This window comes from Mesorhizobium erdmanii (assembly GCF_013170725.1).
GTDB classification, from domain to species: Bacteria; Pseudomonadota; Alphaproteobacteria; order Rhizobiales; family Rhizobiaceae; genus Mesorhizobium; species Mesorhizobium erdmanii.
In genome coordinates this window covers 5,910,753-5,924,282 of record NZ_CP033361.1, presented here as the reverse complement: position 1 = coordinate 5,924,282, position 13,530 = coordinate 5,910,753, and the positions used below count along the sequence as shown (strand labels likewise).

The window sequence follows — 13,530 nt, the reverse complement described above, 5'->3', positions numbered from 1 at the left end:
GTCAGAAACCCGACGTCGATTTGGCAACCAGTTTGAGCGCACCCTTTTCTATCCGATAGAATGGCATCGATCTTTGGCTGGAACCGTCAGCGCGAAAGCGGAACAAACCTGTCGATCCGCGAAAGCCGTTCGGGTTTTCGAGGACCTGCTTGCTGAAGCCATCGGGTCCGACCGCGCTGGCAATCCCCGCTGTCAGGGCGACCATATCATAGGCATAGGCCACATCGACGTCAGCCGGGTAGTTGTATGTCGTCCTGAAGCGGTCGGCGATCGGTCCGGTTTCACCGGGATCGAGCGTGGCGATGTAGGCACCCTCGAACAGCGGATCCATGGGGTGCTCCAGCCAGCGGTCCGTTCCGACCACCGAAACCGCCTTTCCTGGAATGCCCTTTGATTTGAGGGCGGCAAGGACAGCCGCTGGGCTGCCGTCGCCGCTGGCAACGATGACCGCGTCGGGAGCGTCCACGATTGAGCCCATCTGATCGATCGCTTTCGCGCCACCGTCGCCGGCCGAATAGGGCAGAGTGACCGCCAGCGTCGCGCCATAGATGCTGAGGCCGTTCGCTACCCGCTTCTCCACGACGCTGGCGTTCGAGCCTTCCGCGACCAGCAATACGAACTTCTTGCGGCCTTTCGCGGCGAGTCCCGCCGCACCCGCCGCAGCGCTGTCGGCTTCGCTGAGGCGCACCGCGTAAACCCCGGCGCCACCCGCGAAATTGTCGGCAAGCGCCAGAACCGGTGGCCGTTTCGAACCCGACAGCGTGGCAATATGCTGGGCCGCCGGCAGCTCGGTCGGACCGATGACGACCTTGGATCCGGTCGTGATCGCCTGCACCGCCAGTTTTCCGGCCTGTGCGCTGTCGCCTTTGGTGTCCTGTATCGTCAGCGTCAGCAATCCATTGCCGATATCGGTCATCGCCAGCCTGGCCCCGTCGCGCATCTTGCGGCCGGTTTCCCCTGACGTCCCCGAGGCGGACAAGGGCAGCAACATCGTGACTTTGGTCGAGCCGGTGCCAAGCGACTGGGTCGCCGGGGCCGGACTAGAGCCGGAGGCGCCATTCTGGACCGCGGGCGCTGCGATCGTCGCCGGGTCGAGCACTTCCGAAACGCCGCCTTTCGACTGGCAACCCGACGCTGTCATGGCGAGCCCCAGGGCCAGTGCCCAAATCCAGGGATTGCGGACCTGCCGGCCTGCTTCCATGATCGTCCCCACCCTGTCTGCCGCCGGGTATGACCCGGTCTGGTCCTCAATCCATGTTACGGCGGACTTGCCGTGCCGTCTTGCGGTTCTTTAGTCGCCCGGAAAGCGGCTCTCAGCACTATGATCCGTCTGGCTTCCCAAGGGGTTGCAAACAGACCAAGGCGACCGTTGCGGTGATCGCCTTCAAAATTGGTCCGTGTGGTAATGGCGGCCAGCAGGCGCGGCCGATCCGGTCAGTGCATGTACTCGACCATGCGGTCGTGGAAACACTCGCATTTGTTGAGCGTGTCTTCGTCCTTGTAGTTCGTCTTCAGATAGCCATAGGCCATGCCGCAGGCGACCTTGGCTTCCGATGCCCAGACGAAGGCAGGTCGGGATGAATTGATCCACTCCGAACTGTTGGCGACGGCGACCGACTCGTCCATCAGCTTGACCACTTGCTGCTTGAGATCGACGATGTTGTCGTTCAGCACCAGGTTGGACGTCCCCACGACGCGGCAATAGTCGCCCGTCGGGCCTTCGATGATGTCGGCGGCGAAGCCCGTCGATCCAGCCAGCAACAGCAGCGCGGCCGAAGCCAGCAATTTTGCACAACGCTTCATTTAAGTCCCTCTCCAAACCGCAATTTTATTCTTCGCTAATATGTAGCACGGGAGCACGGCCACGCATAAGTGCTAAATCGTGGCCGTGTGCTGTGCATGCGTGTTGTCGTCGTAAAGGATCGTAATCGTGCCAGCGGCTGGCGTGTTCGTGAGCTGCGCCACATCCACAAAATTGGCGGGGTTACCCGAGCCGCTGGTGTCCACGCTCAGCGCCCCCGTGCCGCTGTTGTAGTGCACGTAGTTGCTGATGTTGCCAGCCGGCGCTGTGTCGAAGAGCGTAGTCAGGTCGATCTTGTCGCCGTCGCCGCCCACGCCGCTGTAGTCGCTGATGAGATCCTTGATGTCGAGGTGGTCGAGTTTGAACGTATCGGCCCCCGTGCCGCCGGTCAGCGTGTCCTGACCGGCGCCGCCGACAAGGATGTCGTTGCCGCCGCCGCCGTTGAGCGTGTCGTTACCGGCGCCACCCGCGAGATAGTTGGCAAGGGCGTTGCCGAACAGATGATCGTTACCGGAGCCGCCGATCAGCCCCTCGATGCCGGTAAGCGTATCGCCTGCGGCGTCGCCACCGCCGATCGTTCCGGCCGCCGGGTTATTGGGGTCTGCTGGCGCACCCGACGCATGGCCGTCGTCGGCAAGATGGATCGAGATTGCCCCGATGCTGCCGCTATAGTCGACAATGTCGTTTCCGCCGCCTCCCGAGATGGCGTCGGTATGAGTGCTGCCGGCGATCACGTCATTGCCCGCCGTCCCTGTAAGGGTGTAGTTGCCCGAGCCATCCCCTGCGACCACATGAACGCCAAGAGCCTGCGTACCTGTGGTGTCACCATCCTTGTCCGTTGCTGAGATCGTGAAAGCCAAATTCTGATCTTGGGGCAGGACGTTGTGTGTAAGCGAGATATTCGAAAACTGAGCCCCTTGCCCGGAGACGTTGACAGCGCTGACCTGCAGCTGGTTGAAGCTGATGGATGGATCAATCAGGAATGTGCCGGTCGACGTGATAGAGATGTCGCCGGACTCGGTCGTGTTGGTAAGGGTATTGGTCGCAACCCAATGGTAGGTTCCACCCGCGCCGTTCAGGGAATTGACGACGAGACTCACTGAGTCATTCAACTCGGCATTGGTGCTAGGCGGATTGTCGACACCAATCCCGGTCCCGGGCGTGTGGAACTCCATCGTGAAGGATTCATTTCCGCCAACGAAGGAGTTTGCTACGCCAAACCCGTTGTTGTTGGAATTGATGCCGCCCGAGCTTGAGAACTCGATGTGGCCGTCGGTGGTCTCGCGCCAGTTTGGCCCGCCAGCCGGAAGATTTTGCAGCGAGTAGGTAATCGTAGTGCCGGCGTCAGGCTTGATAAGGTCGAACTCGTAGGTGCCATCCGATCTTACTGTGAGGTCGAACACTTCCGTCGCACCCGACATAGCATGCAGGGTGGTGGTACCGTCCAACGCGGTCGTGGTGTTATAGGTCAGGCCTGCGATCGCGGGCCCAACTATGTTGAAGTGATCAATGCCGTCCGCACCCGGTACAAGCGAGAAGAAGCCCGCGACCGACCCAACCTCGTTCGGGATCGTGCCCGAAGTGAAGGAACCTAGCGACGGGCCGTCGTCATGGAACGTGGCCTTCGAGCCGAGGTCGAGCGACTGCGAGGCCTTGTCGCCATCCCCATCAGTCACCGTCGCCGTCAGTGTCACCAGGCCTGAGGTCAGGCTGATGCCTTCGGAGGTGTCCGTTGGATTGTCTGCGGTATTCTGGTGGACGGAGCGGAACTCTGTCAGCGTCGCCTGGCCGCTAGCTGTGTCGACCGCGAGTGTGAACACCAGGTAGGCGGCATCGCCGCTGTGGCCTGTGACATAGCCCGAAACAGTGCCGCCACTCTGCGTCAGCACCACTGCCTGGCCCGTGGCCGAGTCGATCAGGTTGGAGGTCACGCCCTGCGAGGAGACGCTCACGCCGTAGCTGGTGGTCGCGCCATCGGCGCCCTGCACCACTGTGAACATCCCCGCAAAGGCGGCCGTAGCTGCCGTCAGAGCCGCGTTTGGCGTCGAGCCATTCGCCAAATAGCTTTCGTCCACATTCAGTATCGGCGCCGCCGCCCCGCTCAGCGTTATCGAGGGGCCGTCGTCATGGATGGTGATCTGGCCACCCAGGTCGATGCTGGCGCTCGCCTTGTCGCCGTCATTGTCGGTCACGGTCGCGGTCACCGAGACCAGGCCGGTACCCAGCAGGGTGCCTTCGCTGGTGTCGGGGGTCTCGCCCGAGCCTTGGTGCACGCCGCGCAGTTCGGTCATCGTCACCTTGCCGGTGGCGTCGACCGTCAGCGTGAAGACGGTATGGCCAAGGCCATCCTTGCCGTCGACTTCGCCCGCCCCGTTCTGCACCAGCGTCACCGGCGTGCCGGTGAGCGAGTCGACCAGGGTGGTCGTGGAATTGTTGATGGTCAGCGAATAGGCGGTCGAGCCGGACTGTCCGTCCGCGCCCGGCGTCACCACGAAGTTGGCGGCGAAGTTGCCGGACGAGACGTTGCCGCCGCCGCCGCCGACCGAGCCGATCACCGGAATGAAGCTCTCGTCGACGCTCAGCGTCGGCGCCGAGCCGGTGGCCGAGACCAGCGGGCCGTCGTCATGGATGGTGATCTGGCCGCCCAGGTCGATGCTGGCGCTCGCCTTGTCGCCGTCATTGTCGGTCACGGTCGCGGTCACCGAGACCAGGCCGGTACCCAGCAGGGTGCCTTCGCTGGTGTCGGGGGTCTCGCCCGAGCCTTGGTGCACGCCGCGCAGTTCGGTCATCGTCACCTTGCCGGTGGCGTCGACCGTCAGCGTGAAGACGGTATGGCCAAGGCCATCCTTGCCGTCGACTTCGCCCGCCCCGTTCTGCACCAGCGTCACCGGCGTGCCGGTGAGCGAGTCGACCAGGGTGGTCGTGGAATTGTTGATGGTCAGCGAATAGGCGGTCGAGCCGGACTGTCCGTCCGCGCCCGGCGTCACCACGAAGTTGGCGGCGAAGTTGCCGGACGAGACGTTGCCGCCGCCGCCGCCGACCGAGCCGATCACCGGAATGAAGCTCTCGTCGACGCTCAGCGTCGGCGCCGAGCCGGTGGCCGAGACCAGCGGGCCGTCGTCATGGATGGTGATCTGGCCGCCCAGGTCGATGCTGGCGCTCGCCTTGTCGCCGTCATTGTCGGTCACGGTCGCGGTCACCGAGACCAGGCCGGTACCCAGCAGGGTGCCTTCGCTGGTGTCGGGGGTCTCGCCCGAGCCTTGGTGCACGCCGCGCAGTTCGGTCATCGTCACCTTGCCGGTGGCGTCGACCGTCAGCGTGAAGACGGTATGGCCAAGGCCATCCTTGCCGTCGACTTCGCCCGCCCCGTTCTGCACCAGCGTCACCGGCGTGCCGGTGAGCGAGTCGACCAGGGTGGTCGTGGAATTGTTGATGGTCAGCGAATAGGCGGTCGAGCCGGACTGTCCGTCCGCGCCCGGCGTCACCACGAAGTTGGCGGCGAAGTTGCCGGACGAGACGTTGCCGCCGCCGCCGCCGACCGAGCCGATCACCGGAATGAAGCTCTCGTCGACGCTCAGCGTCGGCGCCGAGCCGGTGGCCGAGACCAGCGGGCCGTCGTCATGGATGGTGATCTGGCCGCCCAGGTCGATGCTGGCGCTCGCCTTGTCGCCGTCATTGTCGGTCACGGTCGCGGTCACCGAGACCAGGCCGGTACCCAGCAGGGTGCCTTCGCTGGTGTCGGGGGTCTCGCCCGAGCCTTGGTGCACGCCGCGCAGTTCGGTCATCGTCACCTTGCCGGTGGCGTCGACCGTCAGCGTGAAGACGGTATGGCCAAGGCCATCCTTGCCGTCGACTTCGCCCGCCCCGTTCTGCACCAGCGTCACCGGCGTGCCGGTGAGCGAGTCGACCAGGGTGGTCGTGGAATTGTTGATGGTCAGCGAATAGGCGGTCGAGCCGGACTGTCCGTCCGCGCCCGGCGTCACCACGAAGTTGGCGGCGAAGTTGCCGGACGAGACGTTGCCGCCGCCGCCGCCGACCGAGCCGATCACCGGAATGAAGCTCTCGTCGACGCTCAGCGTCGGCGCCGAGCCGGTGGCCGAGACCAGCGGGCCGTCGTCATGGATGGTGATCTGGCCGCCCAGGTCGATGCTGGCGCTCGCCTTGTCGCCGTCATTGTCGGTCACGGTCGCGGTCACCGAGACCAGGCCGGTACCCAGCAGGGTGCCTTCGCTGGTGTCGGGGGTCTCGCCCGAGCCTTGGTGCACGCCGCGCAGTTCGGTCATCGTCACCTTGCCGGTGGCGTCGACCGTCAGCGTGAAGACGGTATGGCCAAGGCCATCCTTGCCGTCGACTTCGCCCGCCCCGTTCTGCACCAGCGTCACCGGCGTGCCGGTGAGCGAGTCGACCAGGGTGGTCGTGGAATTGTTGATGGTCAGCGAATAGGCGGTCGAGCCGGACTGTCCGTCCGCGCCCGGCGTCACCACGAAGTTGGCGGCGAAGTTGCCGGACGAGACGTTGCCGCCGCCGCCGCCGACCGAGCCGATCACCGGAATGAAGCTCTCGTCGACGCTCAGCGTCGGCGCCGAGCCGGTGGCCGAGACCAGCGGGCCGTCGTCATGGATGGTGATCTGGCCGCCCAGGTCGATGCTGGCGCTCGCCTTGTCGCCGTCATTGTCGGTCACGGTCGCGGTCACCGAGACCAGGCCGGTACCCAGCAGGGTGCCTTCGCTGGTGTCGGGGGTCTCGCCCGAGCCTTGGTGCACGCCGCGCAGTTCGGTCATCGTCACCTTGCCGGTGGCGTCGACCGTCAGCGTGAAGACGGTATGGCCAAGGCCATCCTTGCCGTCGACTTCGCCCGCCCCGTTCTGCACCAGCGTCACCGGCGTGCCGGTGAGCGAGTCGACCAGGGTGGTCGTGGAATTGTTGATGGTCAGCGAATAGGCGGTCGAGCCGGACTGTCCGTCCGCGCCCGGCGTCACCACGAAGTTGGCGGCGAAGTTGCCGGACGAGACGTTGCCGCCGCCGCCGCCGACCGAGCCGATCACCGGAATGAAGCTCTCGTCGACGCTCAGCGTCGGCGCTGCCGTACCGCTGGGCGTTATCGAGGGAACATCGTCCAGGATATTGATTGAGATGGTCGACGTCGATGTGTTGCCAAGGCCGTCGGTCACCGTGAACGTGAACACGTCCTGCCCGGGCTGCAAGTTGGCGCCGTCGTTGCCCGCCGGAACATTCGCCTCCGGCGACGTCAGCGTGTAGGTGTAGCTGCCATCCGCGTTTACATGCAGGATGCCGTACGTGCCGTTGATGTTCGTGCCGACATTGCCGCTGACGTCGCTGCCGACATTGCCAGATGCAACGCCGGTCACCGTCGCTCCGTCTGGATCCGAGAATGTCAATGTGCCCGACTTGGTCTCCGAGCCGTCGCCTGCATGCGAGCCGTCAACCGTCCCGGGGCCCAGGTCGCCGGCCGCCGACGTCGTGTCGAGGCCCGCCTCGTTCACCGTCGCGATCTCTGCCACCACACGCGGCTGGCTGCCGGTTACTTCGATCGTCAGCGTCGCCGGCGACGTGTCGCCGTCGCCGTCCGTGATCGTGTAATTGAAGACGTCATTGCCAGTCGGCGTGTTCGGGGTGGCCTGATAGCTGTAGTCGCCATTGGCGAAGACCGTCAGTACGCCGTGCGTGCCCGTTACTGTCGTCACACCGCCGTTGGTTACCGAACCCGCCCATGCGATCGAGGCGATCCCGTCCGCGCCCGCCGTGTCAGCCGCGCCTGTCCCGTGGGTGCTCGTGCCGGTCTCTACATTGCCCGTTACCTTCTCACCGGATTGTGCCGCGTCCGTGTCATTATGCGCCGTCGGCACGTCATCCTTGATAGAGATCGTGATCGTCGAAGTGCTGGTGTTCCCAAAACCGTCTTTGACCGTATAGGTGAACACGTCCTGTCCGGGCTGCACGTTGGTGCCGTCGTTGCCCGCGGGAACATTCGCTTCCGGATTGGTCAGCGTATAGGTGTAGGTGCCATCCGCGTTGACGTGAAGGATGCCGTACGTTCCATTGATGTTCGCGCCGACATTGCCGCTCACGTCGCTGCCGACATTGCCTGATGCAATGCCGGTCACCGTCGCGCCGTCGGGGTCCGAGAAGGTCAGCGTGCCCTTCGTCGTCTCCGAGCCGTCGCCCGCATGCGAGCCGTCTACCGTCCCTGGACCCAGGTCACCGGCCGGCGGCGTCGTGTCGAGGCCGCTCTCGTCGACCGTAGCGGCCGCGGGCGATACCTGCGGCTGGCCGTTGGCCACCGTGATCGTCAGCGTGGCCAGCGAATTGTCGCCGTCGCCGTCCGTGATCGTATAATTGAAGACGTCATTGCCCGTCGTCGCATTGGGGTTGGCGTGATAGCTGTAATCGCCATTGGCGAAGACCGTTAGCACGCCATACGCGCCCGTTACCGTCGTCACGCCGCCGTTGGTTACCGAACCCGCCCAGGCGATCGAGGCGATCCCGTCGGCTCCCGCCGTGTCCGCCGTGCCGGTGCCGTGGGTGCTCGTGCCGGTCTCGACATTGCCCGTCACCGTCTCGCCGGATTGCGCGGCGTCCGTGTCGGCTTTCGCCGTCGGCACGTCGTCGATGACATTGATCACCAGGTTTCCGGAGGCGGGCTGGTTGTCCAGGTCGGTCACGACGACCGCGAAGCTGGGCGCAGCCTCAGTGTTGGCCCCGTCGCCACCTGTCGCGCTATGGTAGTCCGCTGTCAGCGTGTAGCTGTAATGGATCGTACCCGTGCCGGTCGCGCTGGTGTAGGCGTACCACGCACTCACCGTGCCGCCCGTGACGGCGTCCGTAAACGTCGTCGGATTGCCCGAATCGCTCGACAGCGCGTGGCCGCCCAGCGACACCGAGTTCACCCCATCCTGCGAGGTGAAGCCGACCGTGCCGCTCACCGCGTTCGAGCCGTCATGCTGCGAACCGCTCGGCAATCCCGCCTCGTACACGATCGCACCGGTGGCGCCAGCGGCCGGGATGTCGCCCAGCGTCGGCGGCTCATTGCCGATATTGATCGTCAGCGTAGTGTTTGACTGGTCGCCGTCACCATCGGTCAGCGTGTAGTGGAACACATCGTTCACGCCACCCGGTGTGTTCGTCGCGCGGTCATAGGTATAGTGGCCGTCCGAATACAGCGTCAGCGTTCCGTACTGACCCGCGATCGTCGTTCCGGTAACTGCGGACGTCACGTCCTGCGCCGGGCCCGTCCCGAAGGCCGAGGTCACGCTCGCGCCGTCCGCGCCCTTCACGTCCGCGCTGGCGGACGGGTCGGTCTCGCCGACGCCCGTGATCACGTTGCCCGAGATTTGCGCATGGCTGCCCGCGCCGATGCTGTTGGCGTCCGCGTTCGCCGTTGGCACGTCGTCGACAATCTGGACCGACAATGTGCCGGGTGCCGAGACATCGCCATCGGTGTCCGTGACGGTGACGGTCATGTTGTCGAAGATGGAATCGGTACCCGTACCGGGGTGAGCAGCGCTGTGGACGAGCGTATAGCTGTAGCTCACCTGGCCGGTGCTGGCGTCGTAGCCGCTGATGGTCAGCGTATTGCCGAGCGGCGTGGTGATCTCGATCGGCGTCGATGCGCTGTTGGCAAGCGCGGCGCCCGAAATTACCTGGCCGGCAATGGTCAGCGAGGCGACACCATCGGGCGAGGTGATGGTAAAGGTGCCGGTGTTGGTCTCGGACTGGTCGCTGTTGGGGGCAGGATTCTGCGCCTCGCCCGAGCCTTCCGACCCCGAGCTTGCCGGCAGGCCCTTTTCATTGACGATGGTGTCGCCACCATCGACGGAAGGCGTCAGGTCGATGATCGACGGTATGGAATTCGGCTTGATGAGACTTGGGAACAGCTCGCGATGATCCGGCTGGCCGAACGCCAGATCCGTCGGCGGCAACAGCGCCGACAGGCCGAACCCGTCGCCGATACCGCCGGGAGGAACCGAGAAGTCTCCGCCCGCGCTAGAGGTTGAACCGCCGGGGCCCGCAGATATCGATCCGTCGGCGCCAAAGGCGACATCGACATGGCTTGCTTCCAAGGCCGCGATCAAGGCAACGCGCGGCACTTCGACATCGCCGATGATGAAGGTCGGCACGTTGAGGGCGGCGTCCTTGATGACGATCACCGAGCCGTCCGCCTGCTCGAGCACCAGGTTATGGCCGTCGACCTTGATGTTGTCGATCGAGACATTGGCCGGAAGTTTCACCACATGGTTGGCGTCGGCCACGTATTCGTGCGGCACGGCTGCCGCCGGGGCCTTCGCCTCCGGGGCTTCGGGTTTGACGGGCGCGCCGCTGCCGACATCGACGGGAACCGGTTCGGCGGCTGCCGGGGCGGCCTTTTGTGCCGGTGCGGCTTCCGCGACCTGGATCGGCGTCTGCAGGCCGTTATGTTCAGAGTGCTCGTCCCAGGAATGAGAGACGGTGTCCAAATCGTTACTGGTGGTCATAGCAAAACCCCTCCGGCATTTCCCGGAAAGAGACAGGGACCACCTTTACTTTGCAACTATCCTGCAATCCGTTTCATATATTCCAATATGCGAGCTAAGGCATTTTTTATGCATGGTAAACTTGGACCATATAACCTGATATGCAGGAACTGGTATGCGATCCATCTGGCGGAGGCTGACCCCGGTCACTTGGTAAATAGAAGTATAAGTTTGTATAAAATTTTACACAAAATAGGCATTGCCAAGTACAGGAAACTTATCCCTCTTCCTTTCCAATAATTTGAGGCGGAATTGCTAGCGTCCACAGTCGAAGGTGGGCGTTATGACAAAAGAAAAATCTGCCCTGGGGACAACCGGGTTCAAGGCGCTGCTGTTGGCAATCGGCATAATGGGCCTGCCGCAGCCATCGGCCGCGAGCGCTTTCCCCGCAAGCGTCGATCCTGCCGATGCGCTGCTGGCTAAGGTCGAAACGCCTCCCGCTTTGGGCGGCATTTCGCTGCTGCGGCCTCGGCCGTGGCAGCCCCCCCTGGCCTACAAGATCGGCATGGTTTCCGGTGGCTACGGTCCGGCTGCGATCGATCAGGAAGCCGGCTCTTCGACGGCGCCGGCCGGGATCGATCCCATCCAGACCGCGGCGATCATTCCCGGCGTGTTCGGATCGGTTGCGCTGTCCATGCACAATTTTCCGGTCTCCGCGCGTTGGGCACCGGTCTACAAGGCAATCGTCGACTGTTCCGCCGGCACCGGGTGCGACGGCAAGAACAGCATCTTCACCGCCATCGTCGACGCTGCCAAGGACAAGCGCTTTTTCGACAAGCTGTCTTTCATCAACTCAAGCATAAACCACGCCATCGCCTACAAGAAGGACAGCGTCGTTTACGGCAAGCTGGACTACTGGGCCAAACCTTCGGAAGTTCTCGCGCACCGGGCGGGCGACTGCGAGGATTTCGCCATTCTCAAGATGGCGGCGCTGCTGCGTGCCGGCATTCCGGCGCAGAGCATGTCGCTTGTTGTCCTGCAGGACCGCAAGCGTGGTTTCTTTCATGCCGTTCTGTCTGTCAGCACCGGCAGTGGCGTGTTCATTCTGGACAGCCTGAGCAATGTGGTCTCGCGCGACAGCGATCTCCCAGATTACGTGCCGTTGTATTCGTTCAGCACCGACCGCGCGTGGATCCATGGCACCAGGCCAGGCGCGGCCCAAGTCGCCGATATCAAGGGCGGCCTTGCGACGGTCGCACCCGGAGAGGGCCTGCAGCAGTAGCAGCTCCAAGACATTAGCCGCCGAAAACGAAGGCCATCAGCAGCTCGGGTTCGAGCACCGGCGCCCTTGCCACGTTCAATTGCCCCCGGTAGCGGCGGTCGCCCGCGCCGATGACGAAGCCCGTGGCAACCGGCGTTTCGCCATTGGCGTCGAGCCGCGCGAAAATGTCCGCGACATTGAGGTCCAGGGCAAGCTTCAGGTCGTGGCGCGCATCTTCGCTTGACGCGACCGGCAATTGCCGCCTGACCAATTGCTGGAACGGCGCGTTGAAGGTCAGGATCCTCTTCGACGACGAAAGCGCAAAGGCCGGTGACGGGCAGGCGACCAGGATGGCGTTGATCGTCTTGATCGACGCCAGCCTTCGCAAGGTCTGGTTCTCGTCGGCCAATCCTCGCATGCACGCCACCCGGATTGCCGATGTCAGGTTTCCCGTGTTGGCGTGGCTTTCGGCGATCTCATCGATCAGCATGCCGATCGTGCATTTACGGCTTTCGGCCATCTGCTTCAGCGAGGTCCAGAACGCCCGCTCCAGGCGAATGCCGCGCCGCGTGCCGCCACGCGCCACGACCCGGAATTCCAGCCCGAAATCTTCTGTCGCCATGGGCGGCAGCAGCCGATCGCGATCGGCGGCAGGAGAGATGGCACTATCGCTCACTCATTGCCTCCTCGCGGGCCTTGTTGATCGGCTTCATCAGATAGGTGAGTATGGTCTTGCGTCCGGTCTTGATGTCGACCGAGCAGATCATGCCGGGGATGATCGAATAGGTCTTGCCGTCCCGCGTCAGCGTCGACCTCTCGGTTGCGACGCGCACCTGATAGTAGGGCTCGCCCGTCTTCTGGTCGACCAGGCTGTCGGCGGTGATGTTGGAAACCTTGCCCTCGATGCCGCCGAAGATCGAGAAATCATAGGCGGTTATCTTGATCAGAGCGTCCTGGTCCGGCCGGATGAAGGCAACATCGCGTGGTGAAACCCGTGCTTCGACCAGCAGGGTCTCGGATGTCGGCACGATGCCGGCCACGACCGCCCCGGGCTGGACGAAGGCGCCAAGCGTGTTGACATCAAGCGTGTTGACGATGCCGTCTACAGGCGAGCGGATATCCGTTCGCGCCACTTTGTCGGTGGCGCCACGTATGGTCTCATCGACCACCGAAAGGTCGGCGAGCGCCTGCGTCAGGTCGCTCAGCGCCTCCTGTTGCAGCTGCAGGCCGATCTCGTTGACTTGAAGCTGGGCCTCGGTGATGGCCGCCTTGGCTTTCTTGATGGTTTCACCAGCCAGGTTCAACTGCCCATGCAGTTCGGTCTGCTCCCGCTCGACGCGAATCTGCTCGGTCTTGGCCATCAGCCCTTTCTTGACCATGGCTTCGACCAGCGCCGTTTCCCGGTCGCTGACTTCGAGATTTTTGGTGAGACGATCGAGGTTGGCGGTGGCCTCATCCAATTCATTCTGGCGCTGATCGAGACGCGACTTGAGAACGGACAGCTTGACCTGGAAGTTGTCGCGGCGCGCGACGAGCAGCTTCTGCTCGTTGTCGCATATTTCCGGCGCGACTTTCTGGATTTCGGCGGGACAGGGAAACGGGCCGTCGATATTGCCGCTCTGCTCGAATTTCAGCCGCGCGATGCGTGTCTCGAGCGCCCGTGCCTTGGCCTGCTGCTCGCCGAGGCTGGACGTGTTCATCGTGTTGTCGAGGCGGATGATGAGATCGTTCTTCTTCACGACCTGCCCGATCGTCACGGCGATCTCCTGAACGACGCCGGGCTCGCTGGCCTGGATGATCTGGGTTTTGGAAGCCGGTATGACCTTGCCCTCGCCGCGCGCGATTTCGTCGACCTCGGCAAAAGACGCCCAGGCGACGGAGGACACAAAAAGTGCGCCTATGATCAATAAGGACGCCGACGCGAAGAGCGGCGGCCGGTCTTCTCTTGCAAGCATGTCTTGCGGTCCCAGCGCATTGAATACGTTCAAATAAGTCTG

General features: G+C 63.6%; 6 protein-coding genes. 1 reads left to right on the top strand and 5 read right to left on the bottom strand.

What is annotated here, in order from left to right; all coding sequences use genetic code 11:
• Position 1: 1 nt before the first annotated feature.
• The 3 genes from EB233_RS28520 to EB233_RS28510 form a co-directional block, all read right to left on the bottom strand.
• Entirely contained in the window at positions 2-1,201 is a 1,200-nt protein-coding gene (locus EB233_RS28520) for a type 1 periplasmic-binding domain-containing protein (RefSeq protein WP_064991285.1), read from the bottom strand.
• Positions 1,202-1,434: 233 nt separating this feature from the next.
• Complete coding sequence (locus EB233_RS28515) at positions 1,435-1,803, bottom strand: hypothetical protein (RefSeq protein WP_064991286.1); 369 nt, start codon at positions 1,801-1,803, stop codon at positions 1,435-1,437.
• A 72-nt stretch (positions 1,804-1,875) separates the two neighbouring features.
• The gene (locus EB233_RS28510; protein WP_171892270.1) at positions 1,876-10,293 is read right to left on the bottom strand and encodes a DUF5801 repeats-in-toxin domain-containing protein; all 8,418 of its coding nucleotides are present in this window, start codon (positions 10,291-10,293) and stop codon (positions 1,876-1,878) included.
• A gap of 322 nt (positions 10,294-10,615) precedes the next feature.
• Here EB233_RS28510 and EB233_RS28505 point away from each other — a divergent pair, with 322 nt between their 5' ends.
• Positions 10,616-11,554 (top strand): transglutaminase-like cysteine peptidase, encoded by a 939-nt coding sequence (locus tag EB233_RS28505; RefSeq protein WP_064991288.1) that lies wholly within the window; start codon positions 10,616-10,618, stop codon positions 11,552-11,554.
• Positions 11,555-11,567: 13 nt separating this feature from the next.
• On the opposite strand, the gene EB233_RS28500 is transcribed toward EB233_RS28505, so the two are convergent.
• Complete coding sequence (locus tag EB233_RS28500) at positions 11,568-12,209, bottom strand: ribbon-helix-helix domain-containing protein (RefSeq protein ID WP_027054995.1); 642 nt, start codon at positions 12,207-12,209, stop codon at positions 11,568-11,570.
• Positions 12,199-13,488, bottom strand: coding sequence for an HlyD family type I secretion periplasmic adaptor subunit (locus EB233_RS28495; protein WP_027054996.1), 1,290 nt, complete (start codon positions 13,486-13,488; stop codon positions 12,199-12,201). Before EB233_RS28495 ends, EB233_RS28500 begins: the two co-directional genes overlap by 11 nt.
• Positions 13,489-13,530: the final 42 nt, after the last annotated feature.